Annotated in this window: 24 protein-coding genes; 17 read left to right on the top strand and 7 right to left on the bottom strand. The window is 71.7% G+C overall.

The genetic code is table 11. The features are described 5' to 3' along the window. Nucleotides 1-47: 47 nt before the first annotated feature. A complete protein-coding gene (locus GKE56_RS04445) occupies nucleotides 48-1,781 on the bottom strand; it encodes a sialidase family protein (RefSeq protein ID WP_154683509.1) in 1,734 nt (577 codons plus the stop codon). Nucleotides 1,782-1,942: 161 nt separating this feature from the next. Between GKE56_RS04445 and GKE56_RS04440 the strand changes: the two genes are divergently transcribed. Further along, the gene (locus GKE56_RS04440) at nucleotides 1,943-2,287 is read left to right on the top strand and encodes a TraR/DksA C4-type zinc finger protein (protein ID WP_154683508.1); all 345 of its coding nucleotides are present in this window, start codon (nucleotides 1,943-1,945) and stop codon (nucleotides 2,285-2,287) included. 51 nt (nucleotides 2,288-2,338) lie between these two features. Here GKE56_RS04440 and GKE56_RS04435 read toward each other — a convergent pair whose 3' ends face one another. Beyond that, nucleotides 2,339-3,928, bottom strand: coding sequence for a CDP-alcohol phosphatidyltransferase (locus tag GKE56_RS04435; RefSeq protein ID WP_230209184.1), 1,590 nt, complete (start codon nucleotides 3,926-3,928; stop codon nucleotides 2,339-2,341). Between the two features lie 73 nt (nucleotides 3,929-4,001). Continuing rightward, nucleotides 4,002-4,859, bottom strand: a complete 858-nt coding sequence (locus tag GKE56_RS04430; protein WP_230209183.1) for a CDP-alcohol phosphatidyltransferase family protein — start codon at nucleotides 4,857-4,859, stop codon at nucleotides 4,002-4,004. 34 nt (nucleotides 4,860-4,893) lie between these two features. Between GKE56_RS04430 and GKE56_RS04425 the strand changes: the two genes are divergently transcribed. The 7 genes from GKE56_RS04425 (at nucleotide 4,894) to ribA (ending at nucleotide 10,491) form a co-directional block, all read left to right on the top strand. Beyond that, nucleotides 4,894-5,874 carry a zinc-binding alcohol dehydrogenase gene (locus GKE56_RS04425; protein ID WP_154683507.1) on the top strand — a complete coding sequence of 327 codons (981 nt, stop codon included), beginning with the start codon at nucleotides 4,894-4,896 and terminating at the stop codon, nucleotides 5,872-5,874. A 98-nt stretch (nucleotides 5,875-5,972) separates the two neighbouring features. Further along, nucleotides 5,973-6,275 carry a 6-pyruvoyl tetrahydropterin synthase family protein gene (locus GKE56_RS04420; protein ID WP_370518455.1) on the top strand — a complete coding sequence of 101 codons (303 nt, stop codon included), beginning with the start codon at nucleotides 5,973-5,975 and terminating at the stop codon, nucleotides 6,273-6,275. Further along, nucleotides 6,272-7,342: a glycosyltransferase family 4 protein gene (locus GKE56_RS04415; protein ID WP_230209182.1), complete on the top strand. Its 1,071-nt coding sequence runs from the start codon at nucleotides 6,272-6,274 to the stop codon at nucleotides 7,340-7,342. Before GKE56_RS04420 ends, GKE56_RS04415 begins: the two co-directional genes overlap by 4 nt. Further along, on the top strand, nucleotides 7,339-8,157 hold the full coding sequence (locus GKE56_RS04410) for a class I SAM-dependent methyltransferase (protein ID WP_154683506.1): 819 nt from the start codon (nucleotides 7,339-7,341) through the stop codon (nucleotides 8,155-8,157). The genes GKE56_RS04415 and GKE56_RS04410 overlap by 4 nt, the downstream gene beginning before the upstream one ends. Continuing rightward, a complete protein-coding gene (locus tag GKE56_RS04405; RefSeq protein ID WP_154683505.1) occupies nucleotides 8,154-9,107 on the top strand; it encodes a lysylphosphatidylglycerol synthase transmembrane domain-containing protein in 954 nt (317 codons plus the stop codon). The genes GKE56_RS04410 and GKE56_RS04405 overlap by 4 nt, the downstream gene beginning before the upstream one ends. Further along, nucleotides 9,100-9,822, top strand: coding sequence for a dihydrofolate reductase family protein (locus GKE56_RS04400; RefSeq protein WP_154683504.1), 723 nt, complete (start codon nucleotides 9,100-9,102; stop codon nucleotides 9,820-9,822). The genes GKE56_RS04405 and GKE56_RS04400 overlap by 8 nt, the downstream gene beginning before the upstream one ends. Nucleotides 9,823-9,831: 9 nt before the next feature. Next, the gene (ribA, locus tag GKE56_RS04395; RefSeq protein ID WP_154683503.1) at nucleotides 9,832-10,491 is read left to right on the top strand and encodes a GTP cyclohydrolase II; all 660 of its coding nucleotides are present in this window, start codon (nucleotides 9,832-9,834) and stop codon (nucleotides 10,489-10,491) included. A 54-nt stretch (nucleotides 10,492-10,545) separates the two neighbouring features. Here the strand turns inward: ribA and GKE56_RS04390 are convergent, their stop codons facing one another. Then, complete coding sequence (locus tag GKE56_RS04390; RefSeq protein ID WP_230209181.1) at nucleotides 10,546-11,781, bottom strand: YncE family protein; 1,236 nt, start codon at nucleotides 11,779-11,781, stop codon at nucleotides 10,546-10,548. Then, on the bottom strand, nucleotides 11,778-12,596 hold the full coding sequence (locus tag GKE56_RS04385) for a polysaccharide deacetylase family protein (protein ID WP_230209180.1): 819 nt from the start codon (nucleotides 12,594-12,596) through the stop codon (nucleotides 11,778-11,780). The genes GKE56_RS04390 and GKE56_RS04385 overlap by 4 nt, the downstream gene beginning before the upstream one ends. Nucleotides 12,597-12,749: 153 nt before the next feature. On the opposite strand from GKE56_RS04385, the gene GKE56_RS04380 reads away from it, so the two are divergent. The 3 genes from GKE56_RS04380 to GKE56_RS04370 are packed head-to-tail and all read left to right on the top strand — an operon-like array spanning nucleotide 12,750 to nucleotide 15,664. Further along, on the top strand, nucleotides 12,750-12,932 hold the full coding sequence (locus tag GKE56_RS04380) for a hypothetical protein (RefSeq protein ID WP_154683502.1): 183 nt from the start codon (nucleotides 12,750-12,752) through the stop codon (nucleotides 12,930-12,932). Nucleotides 12,933-12,980: 48 nt separating this feature from the next. Beyond that, nucleotides 12,981-14,099, top strand: a complete 1,119-nt coding sequence (gene ald, locus GKE56_RS04375) for an alanine dehydrogenase (RefSeq protein WP_154683501.1) — start codon at nucleotides 12,981-12,983, stop codon at nucleotides 14,097-14,099. Nucleotides 14,100-14,104: 5 nt separating this feature from the next. Next, on the top strand, nucleotides 14,105-15,664 hold the full coding sequence (locus GKE56_RS04370; protein ID WP_154683500.1) for an ATP-dependent DNA ligase: 1,560 nt from the start codon (nucleotides 14,105-14,107) through the stop codon (nucleotides 15,662-15,664). Between the two features lie 26 nt (nucleotides 15,665-15,690). Here GKE56_RS04370 and GKE56_RS04365 read toward each other — a convergent pair whose 3' ends face one another. Further along, on the bottom strand, nucleotides 15,691-16,152 hold the full coding sequence (locus GKE56_RS04365) for a peroxiredoxin (RefSeq protein ID WP_154683499.1): 462 nt from the start codon (nucleotides 16,150-16,152) through the stop codon (nucleotides 15,691-15,693). A gap of 112 nt (nucleotides 16,153-16,264) precedes the next feature. Between GKE56_RS04365 and GKE56_RS04360 the strand changes: the two genes are divergently transcribed. The 6 genes from GKE56_RS04360 (at nucleotide 16,265) to GKE56_RS04335 (ending at nucleotide 22,847) form a co-directional block, all read left to right on the top strand. Then, nucleotides 16,265-16,708 carry a MarR family winged helix-turn-helix transcriptional regulator gene (locus tag GKE56_RS04360; protein ID WP_230209179.1) on the top strand — a complete coding sequence of 148 codons (444 nt, stop codon included), beginning with the start codon at nucleotides 16,265-16,267 and terminating at the stop codon, nucleotides 16,706-16,708. 6 nt (nucleotides 16,709-16,714) lie between these two features. Further along, a complete protein-coding gene (locus GKE56_RS04355; RefSeq protein ID WP_195908237.1) occupies nucleotides 16,715-17,929 on the top strand; it encodes an MFS transporter in 1,215 nt (404 codons plus the stop codon). A 70-nt stretch (nucleotides 17,930-17,999) separates the two neighbouring features. Then, the gene (locus GKE56_RS04350; RefSeq protein ID WP_154683496.1) at nucleotides 18,000-18,767 is read left to right on the top strand and encodes a HipA family kinase; all 768 of its coding nucleotides are present in this window, start codon (nucleotides 18,000-18,002) and stop codon (nucleotides 18,765-18,767) included. Continuing rightward, nucleotides 18,764-19,144, top strand: coding sequence for a DUF3037 domain-containing protein (locus GKE56_RS04345; RefSeq protein WP_154683495.1), 381 nt, complete (start codon nucleotides 18,764-18,766; stop codon nucleotides 19,142-19,144). The genes GKE56_RS04350 and GKE56_RS04345 overlap by 4 nt, the downstream gene beginning before the upstream one ends. Before the next feature lie 185 nt (nucleotides 19,145-19,329). Beyond that, nucleotides 19,330-20,463, top strand: coding sequence for an AI-2E family transporter (locus tag GKE56_RS04340; protein ID WP_195908236.1), 1,134 nt, complete (start codon nucleotides 19,330-19,332; stop codon nucleotides 20,461-20,463). Between the two features lie 17 nt (nucleotides 20,464-20,480). Beyond that, entirely contained in the window at nucleotides 20,481-22,847 is a 2,367-nt protein-coding gene (locus GKE56_RS04335; RefSeq protein WP_154683493.1) for a lysylphosphatidylglycerol synthase transmembrane domain-containing protein, read from the top strand. A 166-nt stretch (nucleotides 22,848-23,013) separates the two neighbouring features. On the opposite strand, the gene GKE56_RS04330 is transcribed toward GKE56_RS04335, so the two are convergent. After that, on the bottom strand, nucleotides 23,014-23,835 hold the full coding sequence (locus GKE56_RS04330; protein WP_154683492.1) for an RNA methyltransferase: 822 nt from the start codon (nucleotides 23,833-23,835) through the stop codon (nucleotides 23,014-23,016). Between the last annotated feature and the right edge of the window lie 3 nt (nucleotides 23,836-23,838).

Raw genomic sequence — 23,838 nt, 5'->3', positions numbered from 1 at the left:
GCCTGGGTGAGCGGGCGGCATCCGTGCGTCAGCGTCACGGTGACTCCTCATGGGGTGGGGTCGGCATACCTCCCGCCGTAGATGTCGCTGTTGCCGAAGGTGGGCGGGCACGAGGCGAGGACGTTCGGCCGCGACGACGGCGACGCCGTGTACAGCGAGGCCCGGTAGGCGTCGATCGCGTCGCAGTGCAGGGCGTTGCGCGCGTCGTTCCACACGCCCACCACCGCGTCATTCGTCGCTGCGGCGTAGACGTAGTCACCGAGGAACTCGTCCGTGAGGCTGTTGGCGCTGCTGCCGCGCGGGTCGCCGACGGTACCGCGGTTCAGCGTGGTCCAGCCGGTCGGCACTCCACCGGTCACGTCCGCGTGGAGGACTTCGCCGACCAGGCCGCGCTCGGAGGTGGTGTCCGCGCGGTACGGCGTGGTGAACGAGTTGTGCACGACGTAGAGATCGGTCCCGTCTGGCGACACCGCTGGTGCGGTGTAGACCGGACGGTCACCGGCCAGGGTCGGCACCACGGCGGGCGTGCTCCAGGTCGCCCCGGCATTGCTGGAGTGGGTGAGCAGGAGCTGCTCGTGGTTGAGCCCCAGCCGTCCATCGGCCCAGGTCATGAAGAGCTCGTTGGTGGCACCCGCACCGGTCGGCGCGCCGTTGGCGATGTCCACGCTCGGAGCGACCGCGAGGTCGACCCTCGCCCCGCCGAGACCATCCATCACCGGGCGCCCCTGAACGCGGTCGAACACCCCCGGTGCCACAGCGGTGGCGACGGTCGTGGGCCCGACCCAGCTCGCGCCGCCATCGGCCGAGCGGTACATCATCTGCACGGTCTGGCCACCCCGTGTCCCGACGCCGAAGACGTAGGCGTTGCCCGCGCTGTCCGTGCGGATCGTGCAGCCGTCGGCCTGGGCGTTGTTCCGGTTGTCGGTCGCGGGGCCCACCTGGTGCGTCGCCCAGCTCAGGCCACCGTCGCGCGACGTCGCCACCGTCAGCGGCGTCGGCAACGCGTGACCCTGGGAGTTGCTGCGGAACGACGCCCAGCACACGTAGACCGTGCCGAAGAACCGGCTCGAGGCGGCGTTGTCCGCCCAGATCTGCTCCTTGTCGGAGAAGACCGTCGAGGACTGCTTCGAGATGATCGTCGGCGCACTCCAGGCTGACGCGTCGTTGGCCGCTGCGGCGCGGACGTCGTCGACCCGCGAGACCGCGATGGCCTCGAATCCCTTGAACGCCGCGCTCTTTCCGGTGTTCAAGGCCGAGGTGAGGTTGGCGTAGTAGAGCCGCGAGCCGTTCGACCAGTCGAAGCGCCCATCGGCGCCGCGCCGCGGGCCGAAGGCGACGGCCGGGTCACCGTCGGACACCAAGCCCGCCTCGACGTACTTCGGCACCGTGCCGATCGGGCCCGGCTGAGGTGTGCAGGCTGCGGGGCCCGTGCAGGCTCGGGCACTGAGGCCGGTGTACGTCGGTTGGGTGAACGAGGATCCTCCGGTGAAGGAGAAGTAGATCCCGGAGACGCCGATACCCGGGGTGAACGGGCAGGTCGTCGGGTCGCCCGCAGCGCAGGACTCCTCGTCGATCTCCTCGTTGGCACCAGCCGCGACGACGGAGGGGTTGTGCGCGTCGATCGCGACTGCGGGCTCGTTCTGCTTGTTCTGCGAGAAGGGCGTCGGTTGGCTTCCGTTCGTGACGGGGGTGTCCACCGGTGCTGCCATCGCCACGGCGGCTCCAGCCACGACGACCGCGGCAGTGGTGACTGCAGCGCTGAGAAGGTGTGGTCGGTTCATGGGTGCTCCAACAGGTCCGTTCAAGAGGTCCGTTCCCCAAGCCCGGCATACCCGGGCTCGTCCCTGCCTTCGCAGTGGACACCCGTGGGCGACTCGTGACAACCCCCAGCGCACACTGGAGCCACCACCAGTCCACAGCGCGCACCCCTCCGGAGCCCTCCATGACCGATCCCCAGACTGCTGCCGCGACGCGGCTCGAGGCGGACCGGTACGAGACGACAGCCCGGCTGGCGTCGCTGCGACGAGACTTCGGGGCCATGGTGGCGGCCTCGCTCGACTCCAACGCCGACGACGAGCACGACCCGGAGGGCGCGACGATCGCCTACGAGCGGTCCCAGCTCGACGCCCTCATCCACCAGGCCGAGCGCCACCTCGCCGACCTCACCGCTGCGCAGGCCAGGCTGGCCCAGGGCAGCTACGGCGTGTGCGCGGTCTGCGGCAAGGCCATCGACCCGGCCAGGCTCGAGGCGCGTCCGGTCGCCCGCACCTGCGTCGCCTGCGCCTGACCAACCGCGCTGACCACGCCGTTGCCGTCGCCGCGGACAGATCCGCGGGACTCACGGCCCGTACGCGGTGAGGAAGCGGTCGCGGAACGTGTCCATCCGCCACACCGGCGCAGCGGCACCGGGACGCAGACCGGGCTGCCAGCCCCACCCGGCGATCCGGCTCATCACGGCCGGATCCCGAGCGACGACCGAGACCGGCACGTCGTGGCTCGCGCCGAGCCCCGAGACCACCGTGGAGGGCTGGTGGTCGCCGAGGACGACGAGGACGAGGTTCGGGTCCCGGGTGTGCTCGAGGAAGGAGACGAACGCGTTCAGCGAGTACTCGATGGACTGCCCGTATGCCGCCTGCACCCGGCTGGGAGCGCTCCACACCGTCGCGGCCGAGGAGCCCTGGGCAGCCATCGGGGCGAAGACCGAGCCGTCGCCGAGCGCGCTCCAGGGGACCAGCCGCGGCAGGGGCGCCCACGGCGAGTGGCTCGACACCAAGTCGATCTCCGCCATGACTGGTCGGTGCCCAGGTGTCTCGAGCTCGCGACTGTCGAGGGCGGCCAGGACGTACTGGTCCGGCATGGTCGCGTACCCGAAGCTCGGTCCGGCATACCCCACGTTCCGCGCGTCGTAGAGCTGGTCGAAGCGGTAGAAGGCCTTGCCTTGCGGCCAGTCGACCTGGTTGGCGGGCACGTCGCCGACCGTGCGCCATCCGGCCTTGCCGAACGCCGCGCTCAGGGTGAGCCGCTGGGTGTCCACCAGGGTGTCGTACCGCTGCTGGCTGTCGATCCAGAGGCCCGACTCCAGCGTCGAGTGGGCCAGCCAGCTGATGCCACCGAACGTCGGTGAGGTGAGGAAGGCGCTCTGTGACGCGTAGCCCGCGCCCCGAAGCCGCGCGGTCGCGGCAGCCAGGGTCGCGTCCACGCCGGTGGACAGACTGGACCCCGTGATGGCGACCCGGCCGTAGCTCTCGACGAACACGACGAGGACGTCCTTGCCGTGCAACCCCTGGAGCAGGGCGGGGCCGGGCGTGCCCTGGAACCGGTCGACACCCACCTGTGCGGCAAAGGTGGTCCGGTCGCCGAGAGCCGCACGCACCTGGGTCACGTGGCTCGAGACGAGGTCGGCCACACTGGTCGACGCGACGGGCACGCCGCTCGTCAGCTGTGCGCCGGTGACGGCGCAGAGCAGCCACGCCACGGTGAGGGCCATGGTCGCGCGACGCGCGCCCCCGTGGTGCCTCGCGAGGGCCCGCTGCAGGCGCAGGCCGCCGATCGGCAGGAGGACCAGCACCGCGAGCACCACCGCGGCACCGATCACCATGCCGGTCACCGCGGCCGGCCGCCCGACCGAGTCCGTGAGCAGCCCCTGCGCCGAGCCGACGTACCTCCAGTCCGTCACCGGCCGGGCGGCCCTGCCGAGAGCCACCTCGAACGCGAGGTCGACCACTCGGAGGATCAGCACGAGCGCGAGGAGCACCCCGATGACGACCGCAGCCGCCGCCCGGGCCGCCGCCGGTGCGAGCAGCAGCACCAGGAGCGCCACGATGCCCTCCAGGGGCAGCCGCGCCAACGCGGACGGCGAGAGCAGGGCCGGGTCGACCGGGGCTACGAGCGCGAGCCAGAGCAGGATCGCTGCGACTCCGGCGCCCACAGCGCCGAGCACGCGCCGCGGCAGCCCGGGACGCAGCCGCCCCCGTGGGCGCAGCCGCCCCGGTGATCGCCGCTCAGGCATCGCCGTCGCCGCTGGGGATCAGCGCCGCGTCGGGCTGGCCGACCTGCCGGGCTGCAGGGTGGGGTTCGGGGTCGCGCCGCACCCAGAGCCACCACGTGTCGCGCCCGAACGACTCGGCCAGCAGTCCGAGCGCTGCCAGGAGCGCGAGCGTCGTGAGCCAGGGGGGCCCGACCTGGGCCGTCGCCGCGGTCAGGACGACCCCCTGGGTGGCTGCGACGACCTTCCGCCAGAACCGCGGCGCAAGGGTGCGGCGCATCCAGGGCAGCCCCCACCCCGCCACGACGAACAGATACCTCGCGGTACCGATCAGCAGCACCCACGAGCCGCTCGTGCGCGCGACGAGGGTGCTGAGGACGAGGATCAGGAAGGCGTCGACCTCGAGGTCGAACCGGGCACCCAGCGGCGTCGCGGTGCCGGTGCGGCGCGCCACGGCGCCATCCACGCCGTCGAGGACCAGCGCGACCGCGCACACGGAGACCAGCAGCGCGCGAGCGGACGGGCGCAGCTCAGCGCTCTTCGAGCCGGCGGCCAGGGCGGCGACCGCCATGGCCAGCCCTGCCCGGGTGAGGGTCACCCGGTCGGCGGGCCCGAGCCGGGGCATCGATGCGGTCGCCTGGGCCCGCGCGACCAGGATGGTCACCCCCAGCGCGCCGTCCACGCCCACCCACCAGCCACGACCATCGAGCCCGACCGCCAGGTCGACGACACCGAGCAGCGCGAGCTGGCCGACCAGGGGCGCGACCAGCCCGGACAGGGGGCCGGCCAGCCCGGACAGGGGGGCCGCGTTGAACCGAATGCACAGTTCCTCCGTGTCTACGGGTACGACGATGGGACGAGACAGCCGAGGCACATGTTCATCTGGACACCTGGGTAGGGAGGGGATCGTGGGCACCGACGCATCGGCATTCTGGCTGCGCGAACCCGGCGTCGGCGAGATCCGCCAGGTGACCGTCCCCGAGCCGGGGCCGGGCGAGGTCCTCGTGCGCGCGCTGCGCTCAGGCGTGAGTCGGGGTACCGAGACCCTGGTGTTCCGTGGTGGCGTGCCGACGAGCCAGTATGCCGCGATGCGGGCGCCGTTCCAGGAGGGCGACTTCCCGGGCCCGGTCAAGTACGGCTACCTCAGCGTCGGGGTCGTCGAGCACGGCCCCGCCCACCTTCAGGGTCGCACCGTCTTCTGCCTGTACCCCCACCAGAGCGCGTACGTGGTCCCCGAGCGCGCCGTCGCGCTGGTGCCGGACGACGTGCCGCCAGCTCGAGCCGTGCTCGCGGGCACGGTGGAGACTGCGGTCAACGCCGTCTGGGATGCCGCGCCGTTGCTCGGCGACCGGGTCGCAGTGGTCGGTGCGGGCATGGTCGGGTGCTCCGTCGCCCGCCTGCTGGCGCGCTTTCCGGCGGTGGAGGTCACCCTGGTCGACACCGAGCCGACCCGAGCCGACGTGGCAGCGCAGCTGGGCGCGCAGTTCGCGCTGCCCCCCGATGCCCCGGTCGACTGTGACCTGGTCGTGCACACCAGCGGAACCTCGGCGGGCCTGCAGCGCTCGCTCGACCTGTTGCGCCCCGACGGCACGGTGATCGACCTGAGCTGGTACGGCGAGGCGCAGGTGACGCTGTCGCTCGGCGGCGCCTTCCACTCCCAGCGACTCGGCATCCGCGCGAGCCAGGTCGGTGCGGTCTCCCCCGCTCGGCGCGACCGCCACACCCCGGGCACGCGCCTGGCTCTCGCCCTCGACCTGCTGCGCGACCCGGCCTTCGACGCGCTCCTCAGCGGGGAGACCCCCCTGGAGCACCTGCCCCAGCTCATGGCCGGGCTCAGCGACGGGCGGACTCCGGGCCTCTGCCACACCATCACGTACGGATCGGGGTAACCGGTGTTCAGTGTGACGGTCCGCGACCACCTCATGGTGGCGCACAGTCTCCGGGGGAGGTCTTCGGACCAGCCCAGCGGCTCCACGGGGCGACATTCGTGGTCGACGCGACCTTCCGCCGCCCCACTCTCGACCCGGACGGCGTCGTGGTCGACCTCGGTCGCGCGGCTGCCGAGCTGGCGGCGGTGCTGGGCGACCTGACCTATCGGAACCTCGACGAGGAGCCGAGCCTGGCCGGGCTCAACACCACCACCGAAGTCCTGGCCCAGGTGGTCGCCGACCGTCTTGCGGCGAGCATCCGGTCAGGGTCGTGGGGCGAGGGCGCCCGTGGCGTGACCGGCATCCTGGTGACCCTGCACGAGTCCCACGTCGCCTGGGCCAGTTACGAGCTGAGCTGGTGAGCGTCGTCCACGTGGTCGTGCCGGCCGACCTCCACGACCCCACGCGCCGCAGTGGTGGCAACGTCTACGACCTGCGTCTCTGCGAGGAGCTCGCCCACCGCGGCTGGTCCGTCCGCGAGGTGCCGGTGGCCGGCCCCTGGCCGCGGCGCGACCCGGGGTCGCTGGCCGGGCTCGGGTCGGCGCTCGCCGTCCTGCCCGACTCGTCCCTCGTGCTGGTCGACGGCCTCGTGGCGTCGAACGCGGGTGATGTCGTTCGGGGCGAGACGGACCGCCTCGGCATCGTGGTGCTCGTCCACATGCCCCTGGGGCACCGGTGGCCTGGCCAGGACCGCGCCGACGTGGGCGCGCGCGAACGGGACGTGCTCGCCGGGGCCCGCGCGGTGGTGACGACGAGCACCTGGACCCGGGACTGGCTGCTGGATCGCTACGCCCTGAGGTCGTCGTGCGTATCGGTCGCGGAGCCGGGTGTCGACCCGGCCCCGCTCGCGCCGTGGTCCGCCTCCGGCCAGGCGCTCCTCTGCGTGGCGGCGGTGACTCCCGACAAGGGTCACGACGTCGTGTTCGAGGCCCTTCGTGCCGTCGCTGACCTGTCGTGGCGCTGTGTCTGCGTCGGTTCCCTGGGTCGAGACCCGGGGTTCGCGCGAGCACTCCGTGACCGGGTCCACGACGCCGGACTGGCGCACCGCGTGACCTTCACCGGGCCGCTGGTGGGCGCCGCCCTCGACGCCGCGTACGCCGCCGCCGACCTGCTGGTCCTCGCCACTCGGGCCGAGACCTACGCGATGGTGGTCACCGAGTCGTTCGCCCGAGGGCTGCCGGTCGTGGCCACCGACGTGGGCGGAGTGCCGCAGGCGTGGAGAGGGTCAGCACCTGCCTGCGCACCGGGGCGGCTGGTGCCGGTCGACGATCCCGAGGCCTTCGCGTGCGCCCTGCGCGACTGGCTCACCGACGCCGACCTCAGGGCCCGGTGGAGGGCCGCCGCACGGCAGCGCCGCGACGAGCTCACGGGCTGGTCGGTCACCGCCGAGCGCGTCAGCCGGGTCCTGATGCGGGTGGCGGGGGCATGACCGCCGTACCGGTCGGGGTCAGCCCCGAGTGGCTGCAGCTGCGCGAGGAAGCCGATGCTGCTGCCCGGTCCCGCGCCCTGGTGCACCGCCTCGTCGAGCACCTTCCCGAGGGCACGGCATACATCCACGACCTCGGGTGCGGGACCGGCGCCATGGCGCGCTGGCTCGCGCCGCTGCTCCCCCGTCCCCAGCACTGGGTGATGCACGACCACGACCCCGCCCTGCTGGCCCAGGCCGCGCGCACCGTCCCCACCGCTGCCGGCGGCGCACCCGTCACGGTCGAGGTTCGCGAGGGCGACCTCACCCACCTGTCCCGGGGGGAGCTCGCGGGCGCCTCCCTGGTGACCGCCTCGGCGCTCCTGGACCTCCTCACCGCCACCGAGCTGGACCGTCTCGTCACGGCCTGTGGCGAGGCCGGTTGCCCGGTGCTGTTCACGCTGTCGGTCGTCGGGCAGGTTCGACTCAGCCCGCGGGACCCCCTCGACCCGCTGGTCGCCGCCGCGTTCGACCATCACCAGCGGCGCACCGTGGACGGTCGAACGCTGCTCGGTCCGGACGCGCTGGCCCGTGCCGCCGAAGCGTTCGCCCGCACCGGCGCCGAGGTCCTCGTGCGTCCCAGCCCGTGGCGCCTCGACGCCCACCAGTCGAGCCTGGCGGCGCAGTGGTTCACCGGCTGGCTCGACGCGGCCTGCGAGGACAGTCCGGATCTCGCCGCGCGGGCGGAGCGCTACGGCCGCCGACGCCTTGCCGCGGCGTATGCCGGTCGGCTACGGGTCAGCGTCGGCCATGCGGACCTCCTGGTGGTGCCGCGATGACCACCCTCACCCTGCCTGCCGCCGGATGGCGCGTACCCGCGTGGGTCGTCCGCCTCCTCGCGGGCGCCACGGTCCTGGCCGTGGTGGCCTGGCACGTCGGCACCGGACCCGCCCTCGCTTCGGTGCGTGGCCTCGACGCACGGTCGATGGGCGCGGCTGCGGCGATCGCTGTCCTCACGACGGCGTGCTGCGCATGGCGCTGGACCCTCGTGGCCCGAGCCGTGGGCCTCGACCTGCGCTGGCGGACCGCCCTCGCCGCGTACTACCGCTCGCAGTTCCTCAACCTGACGCTGCCCGGTGGGGTCGTCGGCGACCTGCACCGTGGGCTGCACCACGGCCGGGCCGCCGGCGACGTCGGCAGGGCGCTGCGGGCGGTGCTGCTGGAACGCACGGCGGGCCAGGCCGTCCAGCTCGCGGTGACGGTGGCGGCCGTTGCGCTGCTGCCCTCGCCGGTGCGCCCGCCGGCGCCGGTGTCCGCGGCCCTCATCGTCCTGGTCGCCCTCGTGCTCGGCACGGCCGTGGTGCTGGCCCGCAGGCGACCACCTGCCGGTCCCGCCCGGTGGGCCCGCATCGTCCGGGCCGTCTCCAGCGCCTTGCGGGACGCCGTGCTCGCCCGACCGATCTGGCCGGCGGTTGCCCTGGCGTCCGTCGTCGTCGTCGCGGGCCACGTCCTGACCTTCGTCATCGCTGCCCGCGTCGTGGGGTCGACGGCCCCGACCACCCAGCTCGTCCCGCTCGGCCTGTTCGTCCTCCTCGCGATGGGGGTACCCGCCACCATTGCCGGGTGGGGGCCGCGCGAGGGTGCCGCCGCGTGGGCCTTCGCGGCCGCCGGGCTCACGGCCGCGCAGGGGCTGGGCACGGCGGTCGCCTATGGCGTGCTCATCCTGGTCGCCAGCTTGCCCGGCGGTGCGGTCGCCCTGGTGGGGTGGATGCGGGACCCCCATGGCTGAGCGCCCCTACACCGTCCTCAGCTGCGGCATCTCCATCGACGGCTACCTCGACGACGCGAGCCCGACCCGGCTCGTGCTGTCCAACGCGGCCGACCTCGACCGCGTCGACGCCGAACGGGCTCGCTGCGACGCGATCCTCGTCGGAGCCGCGACGATCCGCACGGACAACCCCCGCCTGCTGGTGCGGTCGCCGGCCCGTCAGGCGGACCGCACTGCCCGCGGCCTGTCCGCCACTCCGACGAAGGTCACCGTGACCACCCGGGGCGACCTCGATCCGGCCGCGGACTTCTTCGCCACGGGGCCCGGCGACAAGCTGGTCTATGCCGCCGGCGAGGCGCTGGTGCGGGCCCGGAGGCAGCTGGGCTCGGTCGCGACCGTGGTCGACGCCGGTGAGCGGGACGGCGGCGATCGCGGCAGCGATGACCCCGTCGACCTGGCCCGGGTGGCTGCCGACTTGCACGATCGCGGTGTGGGGCGCTTGATGGTGGAAGGCGGCGGGCGGACGCTCACCCAGTTCCTGACGGGCGACCTGGCCGACGAGCTCGCACTCGTGGTCGCGCCGCTGTTCGTGGGTGACCCCCGCGGCGCGCGGTTCGTGGGAGCTGGCCAGTTCCCGTGGAACGCGGACCGCCGGGCCGAGCTCGCGGAGGTGCGCCAGATCGGGGACGTGGTGCTGCTGCGGTACGCGCTGTCAGCACGGTTCGAGCGGGAGTGAGGGGGAGGTATGCCGGAGCAGCTCGCCACCGCGACCGTGCGCAGGCAGGTCAGCGTGCCCCTGCGCTTCGCTGACGGCTATGCCGCACCGGCGCGGCTGTTCACCTTCACCGGCTTGGTCGACGGGCGCGAGCACCTGGCCATCGGTCTCGGCGACCGCTCCCGCCCATGGCCCGGCTCGGGTGGCTCGGAGCGACCGCCCCTCGTGCGGCCCCACAGCGAGTGCCTGACCGGCGACGTCCTCGGCAGCCAGCGGTGCGACTGTGGCGCCCAGCTGCGTGAGGCGGTCGAGCGGATCAGCGAGAGGGGCGGCTACCTGCTGTACCTGCGCCAGGAGGGTCGCGGGATCGGGTTGTACGCCAAGCTCGACGCCTACGGGCTCCAGGACGCCGGGCTCGACACCTACGAGGCCAACCTCGCGCTCGGGTACCCCGCCGACCAACGCAGCTACGTGGTGGCGGCCCAGATGCTCCACGCCCTCGCGGAGCCGCAGGTCCTCCTGCTCACGAACAACCCGGTCAAGGAGGCCGAGCTGGTGCGCTGGGGTGTCTCGGTCAGCGAACGGGTCCCGACAGGGGTGCACCTGTCGCCCGCGAACGCGCGGTACCTCAGCGCCAAGGTGCGCCGCGGCGCGCACGCCCTGGACCTACCCGGCACCGAGCCGTCCTGAGCCCGGGCACGTCAGCGTGACCCGACTCAGCGCATACCGGTCAGCGCCTACCGGTCAGCGCATGTTGCCGGTGTGCCCCAGGCTGAAGCGGCCGGGCTGGGGCCAGACCGAGAGCCCGTGGGGCCCGGAGTCGACGGGGATCTTGTGCAGGACCTTGCCGGTCGTCGTGTCGAAGACGTAGACGACGCCGTTGTAGCGCCCGGACAGCCACAGCTGGGACCCGTCCGCGGTCACGCCCCCCATGTCGGGCGATCCCCCACCGGGGATGACCCAGCGGGCGACCTGCTTGAGCGTGCTCGCGTCCAGGACGCTGACGGTGCCCTCGTCGCGGTTGGCCACGAAGATCCGGTGACCGTCGCGGGACGGGTAGATGCCGTGTGCCCCCATGCCCGTGTGGATGAAACGCGAGTACGTGAAGGTCTTGGCGTCGATGACCCACACGCCGTTGCGCAGCATGTCGGCGGCGAGGAAGTACCGGCCGTCAGGGGTCAGCCGAACGTCCTGCGGCATGGCGCTCGCACCCGCGCGCAGGCCGTTCTTGGGGCTGCCCATCATGTGGATCGCGTCGTGGGGCGAGGTGGCGCCGGGCGTCTTGATGACGTTGAGGTCGATCACCTTGCGGATCGCGGTGGCGTTGCGGTCGACGACGAGCAGCTTGCCGTTGAACTCACAGCTCGCCACGAACGCGGTCAGGCCCGCGTTGTAGTCGGCGTGGTTGATGCCGTCGCACGGGACCCGCAACGAGCGCTGCAGCGCCATGGTGTGCGGGTCGCGGACGTCGATCCGGTGCAGGCGCTCGGCCATGACCAGCGCGTGCGAGCCGTCCGGGGTGAAGTAGAGGTTGTACGGGTCGTCGACGGGCACCGGAGCACCGTGGTGCCCGGTCCGGGGGTCGATCGGCGTCAGTGTGTTCGCCAGGTCGGAGTTGACCCACAGGGTCTTCATGTCCCACGACGGCACGACATGCTGAGGCTCGCGACCGACCCGGAACCGGCCGACGACCGTGTAGGTGGCCGGGTCGATGAGCTGCACCGTGTCGCTCAATGTGTTGGGCACGTAGACCATCGGCCGGGCCGACCGGGCCACCGAGCTCAGCTCGCCCGCGGCGGCCGCGGCATACACCGAGGTGGTCTTGGTGGGGCTCGGGGTGCTCGAGCGGGACGACGACGACGGGTGCGACGTGGACGCCACGGTGAGGCTGTCGGACCGGGACGAGCAGCCGGCGAGCACGAGCGCGCCGAGCAGGGGCAGCGTCAGCGCCGCCCGAGCCCGAGGAGTCGAACGCCTCATGCGTCAGCCAGCAGGTGCGAGAGGGTCACCGGCGCCAGCCCGCGGCTGCGCAGGCCAGCGAGGATCGCCGGCAGGGCGGTGGCCGTGCCCGGGTGCCCGAAGTGCAGGCTGACGATCGAACCGGGCTTCACCGCGGCCAGGGTGCGGTCGCGCACGGCGCTCGAGCCGGGGTCGAGGTAGTCGCCGGGGTCGACGTCGTAGGACACGCAGCGCTGGTAGCCGGCTGCGAGGGCTGCGGCCCTGATCGTCGCCGTGCTGTGCTGGGTGCCCGAGGGGCGGAACCACCAGCCGGCGGTGCCGACGGCGGCGCGCAGGGCCTCGGCCCCCTTGCGAGCCTCTCGCTCGGCTTCTGCGGGTGACAGCTGCTTCATCTGCTGGTGACTCCAGGTGTGGTTGCCCAACTCGTGCCCGGCCGCCACGATCTCGCGGCCAATGCCTGGCGTTGCCTCGAGCCAGTTTCCCACTGCGAAGACGGTGATGTGTGCGTCGGCCCGGTGACACGCCGAAAGAATCGAGTGCACGAGCTCGACGGGACCCTGACCGTGGAAGGTGAGGGCGACCTGGTTGCGGTCGGCGGGGCCGCTGACGATGTCGGCGCCCGGCGTCTTGGCGATCGCCGGCTCGGGCGCGGGACCGGTCGGGCTTGCGCTGGCCGTGCTGCCCGTCGCTGACGGTGACGACGGCTTCGGGGTCGCTTTCCCGGCGGCTGTCGACGTGGTGGCGGCCGATCCGTCCGTGCCGGGGGCGGAGCAGGCCCCCAGGGTCAGGCCGGCCAGGCTGGCGGTGAGGAGCGTTCGGCGCGAGGGGGTCGTCACCTCGACACCATCACCCTCCGTTTCTGAGAAACCACTGAAGCCTGTCACCCCACGACCCTAAGCCCCCATCCGCCCGACCACCGCATCCCCCGTTCGGACTGCGTTTCGTGGCGCTCCAAGACGCGCGGCCTCCGCAGGCATACCGTCGAAATCGTGAGCACGCACACGGCATACCGCACCACCCACCACCACCCGCGCGTCCTGAGGGGGACGCGCGGCTGGGTGTGGGTGTGCGACTGCGGCGGCGCTTCGTGCCGGACCCCGGCCCAGCCGCCGCTGCCGTGGCGCTCCGCCCTGATCGCCGCATTGCTCCATTCGGGGACCATCGCTCCCTGATTTCGGCCTAAGGTGCGAGGACCACTGCCATCCAGGAGGTCTGAGCTCATGAAGATCGGCATTCCGCGCGAGGTCAAGAACAACGAGTACCGCGTCGCCATCACCCCGTCGGGCGTCCACGAGCTCCTGGTCCACGGGCACGAGGTGTTCGTGGAGAAGGACGCCGGTGTCGGGTCGTCGATCCTCGACGAGGACTACACCGCGGCCGGCGCCACGATCCTCGACACCGCCGACGACGTCTGGGCCACGGGTGACCTGATCCTCAAGGTCAAGGAGCCGATCGAGTCCGAGTACCACCGGATGCGCGAGGGGCAGACGCTCTTCACCTACCTGCACCTGGCGGCCGACAAGGCCCTCACCGAGGAGCTGGTAGCCCGCAAGGTGACCGGCATCGCCTACGAGACCGTCGAGCTGCCCGACCGCTCGCTCCCCCTGCTCGCCCCGATGTCCGAGGTGGCCGGCCGGCTGGCCCCGCAGGTGGGCGCACACACCCTCATGCGGGCCCAGGGTGGGCGTGGCGTGCTCATGGGCGGCGTGAGCGGGGTGTATGCCGCGAAGGTCGTCGTCATCGGGGCCGGGGTCTCCGGCATGAACGCCGCCGCCATCGCGCTCGGCATGCAGGCCGAGGTGCTGCTGCTGGACCGCGACATCGCCAAGCTGCGCCATGCCGACGCCATCTACCAGGGCCACTGCCAGACCGTCGCCTCGAACACGTTCGAGATCGAGCGGGCCATCTCCGACGCCGACCTGGTCATCGGCGCGGTTCTCGTGCCGGGCGCCAAGGCACCCAAGCTCGTCACCAACGAGCAGGTCTCGCGGATGAAGCCCGGGTCGGTCCTCGTGGACATCTCGATCGACCAGGGCGGCTGCTTCGAGGACTCCCGACCCACGACCCACGCCGATCCGACCTACCAGGTCCACGGCTCGGTCTTCTACTGCGTCGCCAACATGCCGGGTGCGGTCCCGCACACGAGCACGTACGCACTGACCAACGTCACGCTGCCCTACGCCCTCGAGCTGGCCAACAAGGGCTGGCGCGACGCGTTGCGCGACAACAAGCCGCTGGGCCTGGGGCTCAACACCCACGACGGGTCGGTCACCTACGCCCCAGTCGCCGAGGCGCACGGGCTCACGGCGGTGGCGCTCGAGACCGTCCTCGCTGGCTGAGCGGCGTGCTCTTCGCCGAGGTCGTCGACGCCTCGCGCGCCGCAGCGGCCACCCGGTCCCGGCTGGCCAAGACCGCGGCCGTCGCCGGCGCCCTGCGCGCCGCGGGGCCGGTCGACGCGGCCACGGTGGCCGCCCACCTGTCGGGCGTGCTCCCCCAGCGCCGGGTCGGCGTGAGCTGGCGCGGTCTGACGGCCCTGCCCGACCCTGCGGAGCTGCCGTCCGTGACGGTCACCGAGGTGGACCTCGCCCTGACGGCCCTGGCTGCCGTCGGCGGTGCGGGTTCGGCTGGCGCCCGCCAGGCCGCGGTCGCCGAGCTGTTCGGCCGGCTCACCCGCCCGGAGCAGGACTTCCTGCGCGACCTCATCACCGGCCAGATGCGCCAGGGCGCCCTGGACGGCGTCATGCAGGCCGCCATCGCCGCGGCGGCCGAGGTCCCCGAGGCGGCTGTGCGCCGTGCCGTGATGCTCGCGGGATACACCGGACCGGTCGCGGCGGCGGCCCTCACGGGTGGTGTCCCAGCCCTCGAGGCGATCAGCCTGGAGGTCGGTCGCCCTCTGCGCCCGATGCTCGCCGGGTCGGCTCCCGACGTCGGTGCGGCGCTCGAGGCCGTGGGGCTGCCGGCCGCCGGGTCGCCCGGTGAGCCGCTGGCAGGGATGGCGTATGTCGACGGAAAGCTGGACGGCATACGGCTGCAGGCGCACCGCGATGGCGACACGGTCCGCCTGTTCACCCGCTCGCTCGACGACATCACCGACCGGCTCCCCGAGGTCGTCGAGGCGGTGCTCGCCATGCCGGCCCGGACCCTGGTCCTCGACGGCGAAGCGATCGCGCTCGACGACGCCGGGCGCCCGCGGCCGTTCCAGGAGACCGCATCGCGGACGATGAGCAGCGTCGGGGTGGCCGAGCTGCGCAGTCGGGTGCCGGTGACCCCCTACTTCTTCGACCTGCTCCACCTGGACGGCGAGGACCTCCTCGATGCGCCGGCCGCCGACCGATTCGCGCGCCTGGCCGCCGTGGTGCCGGTCGAGTCGCTCGTGCCCAGGGTTTCCGCCCGATCTGTCGCCGAGACCCAGGCCTTCTTCGACACCCTCGTCCGCGACGGGCACGAGGGAATCGTGGTCAAGTCCGCAACGGCACCGTATGCCGCGGGCCGGCGCGGAGCGGGGTGGGTCAAGGTCAAGCCGAGGCACACCCTCGACCTGGTCGTGCTCGCCGTCGAGTGGGGCAGCGGCCGGCGCCAGGGATGGCTGTCCAACATCCACCTCGGCGCGCGCGACCCCGAGTCGGGTGGCTTCGTCATGCTCGGCAAGACCTTCAAGGGCATGACCGACGAGATGCTCGCGTGGCAGACCGAGCGCTTCCTCACCCTGAAGACCTCGCGGCGGGGCCACGTCGTCCACCTCCGGCCTGAGCAAGTAGTCGAAGTGGCCTTCGACGGCATCCAGACGTCGTCCCGGTATCCGGGTGGCATGGCGCTGCGGTTCGCCAGGGTCCTGCGCTACCGCGACGACAAGACTGCCGACGAGGCCGACACCATCGAGCTGGTCAGGTCGCTGCGCGGCTAGTCGCGACGGGGGTCAGATGACCGGAGTCAGCGGACCGGAGCGCGAAGGCTGGCCAGAGCGGTGTCGGCGTGGGTCTGCATGCTGAGCTCGCTCTGGACCACGGTGAGGATCTCGCGGCCCGCGCCGATCACGAAGGTCGCCCGCTTGACCGGGGTGAGGTAGCGGCGTCGCACGCCGAACGCCATGGCGACGGCCCCGTCCGCGTCCGAGAGCAATGGCATACCCAGCGACTCCTTGGCGTCGAACGCTCGCTGGGTCTCCACGCCATCCATGCTGATCCCGATCGGCTGGGCGCCCAACGCGGCGAACTCGGACCGCAGGTCGCGGAAGTGGCACGCCTCGCTCGTGCACCCGCCCGACAGGGCCGCGGGATAGAAGAACAGCACGACGCTCCCCCGGGTCAACAGGTCGCTCAGGGAGGTCGGCCGCCCGGCCTGGTCAGGCAGGGTGAAGTCCGGGGCGAGGTCTGCGGTGGTGAGGCTCTTCATGACGGGCTCCTGCAGGCTCGTTGAGGTTGCGCGCAGCATGCACGCACCCGGACTTCGACGCCCAGCCGGGTTCGGATTGGATTTACATAGGTTACCTATGTACTCTTGGAGAGTGATCGAGAGACAAGCCGTCGGCAACGACCTCCTGCGGGCGGCGGCGCGGCTCACGCGGTGGGCCTCGCGGCACGCCTCGTTCGAGCTCCCCCACGCCCAGGCACGGCTGCTGGCCCTCGTCGACGAGCTCGGCCCCGCCCGGGTCAGCGCGCTGGCCCAGGCCGACCACACCAGCCAGCCCGCCATGACGACCGCACTGCAGCGGCTCGAGGCCGACCGGCTCGTCCACCGGGTCGCCGACCCCGCGGATGCCCGCGCCTCGCTGCTGTCGCTCACGCCGCGAGGCCGGGCCACGCTCGAGCGGGTGCGCGCGGCCCGACTCGCCGCGCTCGCCCCGACCCTCGACGCGCTCGACGACCACGACATCGCGCGCCTGCGCGCTGCGATCGAAGTCATGGACGACCTGCTCGTCCGTGCTGTCCCCACCCGGAAGGAATCCTGAACCATCATGTGGCGCCAACCCAAGACCGTCTGGTCCGTCGCCTTCGCCTGCGTCATCGCGTTCATGGGCATCGGCCTGGTCGATCCCATCCTCAAACCGATCGCCGACGACCTCGGCGCAGGCCCGTCGCAGGTGTCCCTGCTGTTCACCAGCTACATGGCCGTCATGGGTCTGGCCATGCTCGGCACCGGCTGGGTCTCGAGCCGCACGGGGGCCAAGCGCACCCTGCTTCTCGGGCTGGTCGTCATCATCATCGGAGCCGGTCTCGCCGGAGCGCAGGACACCATCGGTGGCATCGTGGCCTTCCGGGCGGTCTGGGGGCTGGGCAACGCGCTGTTCATCGCCACCGCCCTCGCAACCATCGTCAGCGCTGCGAGCGGCTCGGTCGGCCAGGCGATCATCCTCTACGAAGCAGCCCTGGGCGTCGGGATCGCCGCCGGGCCGCTGCTCGGCGGTTGGCTCGGCGCCCACTCGTGGCGGTGGCCCTTCTGGGGCGTCAGCGTGCTCATGGCCGTGGCGTTCGTCGCGATCATCACGACCCTGCCCGCCACACCGCCGACCGGGCGTCGCACCTCGATCGCCGCACCCCTGCGTGCGCTGACCCACCGCGGGCTGCTCACCGTCGGGATCACTGCGCTGCTGTACAACTTCGGCTTCTTCACCCTCCTGGCCTGGACGCCGTTCCCGCTGGGCCTCGGAGCCCACGCCGTGGGTCTGGTGTTCTTCGGCTGGGGCGTGCTCCTCGCCTTCACCTCGGTCGTGGTCGCGCCACGGATCCAGCGCCGCTTCGGCACCCTGCCGGGGCTGGTCGGGGCGCTCATCGGCTTCGCGCTCGTCCTGGTCGCGATGGCGCTCGGCACCGGCCACCAGCCGGTCCTGGTCATCGGGGTGATCCTCGCGGGCGCGTTCCTCGGGATCAACAACACCCTGATCACCGAGACCGTCATGAAGATCTCACCGGTGGAGCGCGGCGTGGCGTCCGCGGCATACAGCTTCGTGCGGTTCGGCGGGGGCGCCGTCGCGCCGTGGCTCGCCGGCACCCTCGGCGAACGCGCAGCCAACATCCCGTTCTGGGTCGGCGCCGGGGCAGTGCTGCTCGCCATCGGCGTCCTGCTCACCGCGAGCCCGCTCATCTCGGCCATCGACCGCCAACCCGGGCACGGAGCCGAGCCCCAGGGCAGCGCCCTGGAGGCCGAGGCGCTCACCGTCGGAGACGCCTGAGGGACACCCGCGCCGGCACTGGGCCGGCACCTGCGACGCGAGCACGGCGCCCACCCCTAGGCTGGGCGCCGTGCTCGACCAGGTCACCGCCACCCGCTACGTCACGCCCCTGCGCGAGGGCGGGTCGCTGCCCGGCATCGTCGAAGCCGACGACCTGGGCACGTACGTGCTGAAGTTCCGCGGCGCCGGCCAGGGCGTGAAGGTGCTCGTCGCCGAGGTCATCGTCGGCGAGCTGGCGCGGGCGCTCGGGCTCAACGTCCCGAGGATGACCGTCGTCGACCTCCAAGCACCGATCGCCAAGTACGAGGCCGACGAGGAGGTGCAGGACCTGCTCACCGCGAGTCTTGGCCTCAACCTCGGGATCGACTTCCTGCCGGGCTCGTTCGGCTACGACGGGTCGCGACCCCCGGACCCGCAGACGGCGGCCGACATCCTCTGGCTCGACGCGCTCACGGCCAATGTCGACCGCACCTGGAGCAACCCCAATCTCCTTGTCTGGCACCGCAACCCGTGGCTGATCGACCACGGCGCCGCCTTGTACTTCCACCACGCGTGGCCGAGCCGCGGCGCCGACCCGGCGCGGTTCGTCGCCCAGCCGTACGACGCCAGCACCCATGTCCTGCGGGACGTCGCCGGCGACCTGCACGCGGCCCACACCCGCCTCGCACCCCTGGTCACCGCATCCGCGCTCGGGGCAGTAGCCGCTGCGGTCCCCGACCTGTGGCTGGAGACGGCGCCCGGTCTCGACGCCCCGGACGCCGTCCGGGCGGCCTACGTCGAGCACCTGCTCGCCCGCGTCACCACCCCCCAGGCCTGGCTCCCCGGAGGCGCGCGATGAGCCGCTACGGCTACCAGTACGTCGTCCTGCGCTGCGTACCGCGGGTGGAGCGCGAGGAGTTCGTCAACGTCGGTGTGGTGCTCTACAGCCAGGGCGCCGACTTCCTCGAAGCGGCCTACCGCGTCGACGAGGGACGCCTGCGCGCGTTGGCGCCGAGCGTCGACCTCGAGGCCGTGTCGGCCTCGCTCGAGACCGTCTGCCAGGTATGCCGCGGAGTCACCGGCGGCGGCCTGCCCACGCTGGGAGGCCTCGGGCGTCGGTTCGGCTGGCTCAGCGCCCCCAGGAGCACCGTTGTGCAGCCCGGACCGGTGCACGGCGGCCTCACGAGCGACCCGGCCGCGCAGCTGCACACCCTGCTGGACCGTCTCGTCGACTGACCCTCGACACGCTCGGCCGTTGGCCCCACCTTCGAGGACTACGTCGCTGCACGAAGGCGCCGCGGGTGGGACGGCAGTCGACGTCCTAGGCTGCTCACATGACGCGCCCACCGTATGCTGTGGACCCCTCCGACCGTGATGCCCCAAGGCGGGATCACGGCGGGCGCACCTCAGCACTGCACTGGGTGGCTTTCACGCCGTCGACCACGAGACGCACCGCAGTCAGTGTCGGCATCATCATCGTCCTGTTCATGGTCGCCTTCTGGGCTTTCCACGCGCTGAGCTCGTTTCTCTTCCTTCTCTTGCTGGCGTGGTTGCTGTCGATCGGCATGGAACCGATGGTGCTGCTGCTGACCGGGCGCGGTGTCAAGCGGTCCCTGGCTTCGGGTCTGACGATGCTGCTCCTGCTGCTCGTCCTCATCGGGATCGGCGCGCTCTTCGGGCAGCTGCTCCTGGCTCAGGTCGATGCACTGTCGAAGGCTCTGCCGGGGACCATCAGCTCGGGGCTGGACTGGGTCAACTCCACATTCAAGACGAAGATCGACGTGGCCAGCGTCGAACGCAGCATGGACCTGACACCGGCCCGGATCGCCACCTTCGCGACGAGCTATGGCGGTGGCCTGATCGGCGTGTTCGGCTCTGTGGTGACCGCGCTCTTCGATGGGCTGACGATTCTGGTCTTCGCGTACTACCTGTCCGCGGACAGCATCACGCTGCGACAGACGATCGGTCGTTTCCTGCCGCCGAGGCACCAGCCGATGCTGATGACCGTGTGGACCATCTCGGTGGAGAAGACGGGCGGCTTTGTCACGTCCAAGGTCGTGCTCGCCGCCATCTCAGCGGTGGCGCACGGCGCGTTCTTCTGGGTCATCGGAGTGCCGTTCTGGCTTCCGCTGGGCATCGTTGCCGGTGTGGTCGGACAGTTCATCCCCACCATCGGCACCTACGTGGGTGTGTTGCTGCCGTGCCTGTTCGCGGCAACCAGCAAGCCGGTCACCGTGCTGTACATCATCGTGTTCGCCACGATCTACCAGCAGATCGAGAACTACGTACTCACCCCGCGGATCAGTCGTCGAACCATGGACATTCATCCCGCAGTGGCCCTCGCCGCAGTGTTCATCGGGGCAGCCCTGTTCGGCCCGGTGGGCGCGATCATCGGCATACCGGTGACGGCGGCCGTGCTCAGCATCGTCGAGACCTTCCACCACAGGTACGAGCTGCACCCTGAGCTTGCCGCCCTCGATGACGACATCACGGAGCGTCCACAGGCTGACGACGAGGTGGCCGCGCCAGCGCCGACCGATGCGGTGGACTCCTGAGCTCGCAGAGCCCGCCGGTGGACGCGGCGGCGGTCGAGGTAGTCGAGCCGCGCCTGCCTGCCCGCGTCCGTCGCCCGTCGGACCTCATCCGGCTTGTCGGGGCAGTCGTCGTGCTGGTCACCGCGGTGGTCCTGGGTGACGTCGCGATCGGCACCGCTGGCGCGCTGGAAAGCGATCTGCATCTGGCCACGGGGGGCCTGCCTCGTCTGCTGCTCACCATTCTCGGCTGGGCGGGCGGGGTGGGGGTGATCGCGCTGCCGTTGGCCGTGGGCGCTGAGCTGGCGGCGCAGGCCAGGCTGGTCCAGCTTGTGCAGGCGGTCGGCGCGGCCACGGTGTCCGCTGGCATCGTGGTGGGACTCAATGCCGTGATCCTTGACGGACACATGGGTGGCGTCCTGGCGGTGCTCACCCGGCCCGTGGCTGAGGGGCGCACGACCCCGGTTTCGGCGGTGGAGGTCTCGCTGATCGCCTTTCTCACCGTATGCCGGGTGGCAGGGCGCCGATGGCACCAGCGTGTCGCCGTCCTGGTGTTGGGATCGACCGTCTTGACCGGGTTTCTCAGCGGCGCCAGTACAGCGCTGTCGTTGGGGCTCTCGCTTGTCTTCGGCTGGGCCATCGGGTTGGCGTTCCGCTATGGCTTCGGCGCGCAGGTCACCCTTCCGAACGGACGCCAGATCGCGGGGGTCATCGTCGCGGCTGGGATCCCGCTGCGACGCCTGACCCTGGAGACGACCGGTCAACGCGGCGACCGCAGATACCGTGCCGAGACCGACGAGGGCGACCTCGACGCGGTGGTGATCGATCGAGACACCTTCGGTCTGGCAACGTTGCAGGCACTGGGCCGACGGCTTCGCCTTCAGAGCGCATCGACGCGAAGGCCCTCCCTGACCGTCCGTTCGGAGGTCGAGTACCGCAGCCTGATGGCCTTGACCTTCCAGCGACTGGGTCTGTCGGCCCCACGGTTGGTCGCAACGGCACCGGTCGGAGCGTTCTGCTCTGTCCTGGTCCTCAAGCCCGCGAACGGCCCGACGCTGGCGCACTCGGCGCAGGGCACCAGCGACCAGGCCCTTGCGCAGCTGTGGACCATGGTCTCGCGCATGCAGCGTGCCAAGGTCACCCACCGAGAGCTGGAGCCCCACGTCCTGCTCGTCGGCGACCCGCCGGGAGTGACCTCACTGGGCTCGGGCGACATCGCCGCCGACGACCTCACCTTGCGCCTTGACCTTGCCCAGGTGCTCGTCTCCGTCTCGCTGGCTGTCGGTGTGCCGCGCGCGGTCGACTCGGCCGTGGCTGTCCTGGGCGCGGAACCGATCCGGCGGGTCCTTCCGCTGGTGCAGAAGGTGGCACTGGGTCACAGCACGCGTGCGTCGTTGAAGGACGCTGGTTCGGTGCTCGACGACCTGCGGCACCGCGTGGCCCTGCTGCAGCCGGACCAACCTGCTCCCGAACCGGTGGAGCTGCGTCGCGTCACCGTGCGCGCCCTGCTGACGGTCGTTGGTGGGGGCGTCGCCGCATACGTCGTGTTGACGCAGCTCGCGAAGGTGGACCTGCTCGCCTTGGTGAGCCACGCGAACTGGTGGTGGGTCGCGGGGTGTGTCGCCTTCGCGGCGGCCACCTTCGTCGGACCGACCTTGTCGATCTCGGGCGCGGTCGAGGCCCGGCTTTCGTTCGTGCGGACCTACCTGACCCAGCTCGCTGTCGCCTTCAGTGGGCTGGTGGCACCCGCTGCCGTGGGCAACATCGCCCTCAACACGAGATACCTGGTGAGATCCGGACTCGCCCCAGCCACCGCCGCGGCAACCATCGGTCTGGTCCAGGCCGCCCAGCTGTGCAGCTACCTGGTCCTGCTGCTGGCATCCGGCGCGGTGGCGGGTACCGGTACCCACGCATCGTTTGCTCCATCGCCGGCCTTGGTCGCCGGGATCCTCGTCGTGGTTCTCGTGCTCCTCTTCATGTCGGCGGTGCCGAAGGTCCGCCAGTTCGCCAAGGACCGGATCGTTCCTCAGGTTCGCACTGTCGGGCCTCAGATCCTGCGGGTGCTGCGCAGCCCCGCCAAGCTGGCGCGCATGGTCGGGGGTTCCCTGCTGCTGGACGTCAGTTTCGTTTCCGCGCTCGTCTGCGCCACAAGGGCGTTCGGAGCCCACCCGCCAATCGCGGCGGTCGCCGTCGTCTACTTCGCCGGTGCCATCATCGGGTCGGCCGTGCCCACCCCGGGCGGCCTGGGCGGCATCGAAGCCGCCGTGTCGGCCGGCCTCGTCGCCATCGGTGTCGACGCGGGGGTCGCGGTGTCCTCAGTACTCCTGTACCGCGTCGCCACGTACTGGCTACCGATCCCGCTTGGATGGCTTGCCTTGAACCGGCTCCAGGCGGCCAAGGCGATCTGACCCCTAGAGCCCGATGCCGCCTGCTGGATGCAGCCACCAAGGTTTGGGAGTCCAATGGACATCGTCCTCGTGTCCGAAGCCGGCGCGCGCATCGCGCTGGGACCTCCAGCCCGGCAGCCATGACCGGCTCCTTGGTGAGCGCGTCGACAGGACCGCCTGAGTGCGATCAGGCCGGGTGCCGTCGCGTGGCATAGAACGCCACGGCTGCGGCGGCCGCCACGTTGAGGGAGTCGACGTTGCCGCCCATCGGGATGCGGACCACATCATCGACCTGAGCGAGGGTTGCCGGGTGCAGACCGTGGCCTTCCGTGCCGAGGATGAGGGCCAGGCTCTCGTGGTCCCGGCGCGCCAGCTCGTCCAAGGTGATCGAGTCGTCGCTCAACGCGAGCGCGGCGGTGCGGAACCCCGCGTGTCTGAGCAGCTGGAGGTCGTCCGGCCAGTGGGCCAGGCGCGTCCAGGGCACCTGGAAGACCGTTCCCATGGACACCCGGATCGAACGCCTGTAGAGCGGGTCCGCACAACGAGGCGTGATCAGGACCGCGTCCACACCCAGGGCTGCCGCCGCCCGGAAGCCAGCTCCGAGGTTCGTGTGGTCGACGATGTCCTCGAAGATCGCGATCCTGCCGCCGCGCGCCTCGGCAACCAGTGACTCCACACTCGGCAGCTGCGGGCGCTGCATCGACGCGAGCGCCCCTCGGTGCAGGTGGAACCCGGTGAGCTGCTCGATGACGTCGTGCTCTCCGACGAAGACCGGCACGCCGCTGCGCTCGGCCGCCTCCACGACGTCGGCGAGCTCGGTGAGCCAGCGCTGTGCCATGAGATAGCTGCGCGGCTGGTGGCCGGCCCCGAGGGCGCGACGGATGACCTTCTCCGACTCGGCGATGTAGAGGCCACGCTCTGGCTCCGCGCGCCGGCGCAGGGCGACGTCCGTCAGCGAGACGTAGTCGGCGACCTGGGGGTCGTTGGGGTCGGCGATCTGGATCGGCATGGT

This window comes from Nostocoides sp. HKS02, from assembly GCF_009707485.1.
In the GTDB taxonomy this organism is placed as follows: Bacteria; Actinomycetota; Actinomycetes; order Actinomycetales; family Dermatophilaceae; genus Pedococcus.
The sequence above is the reverse complement of the archived record's forward strand: the minus strand, read 5'-3'. Positions and strand labels throughout refer to the sequence as shown.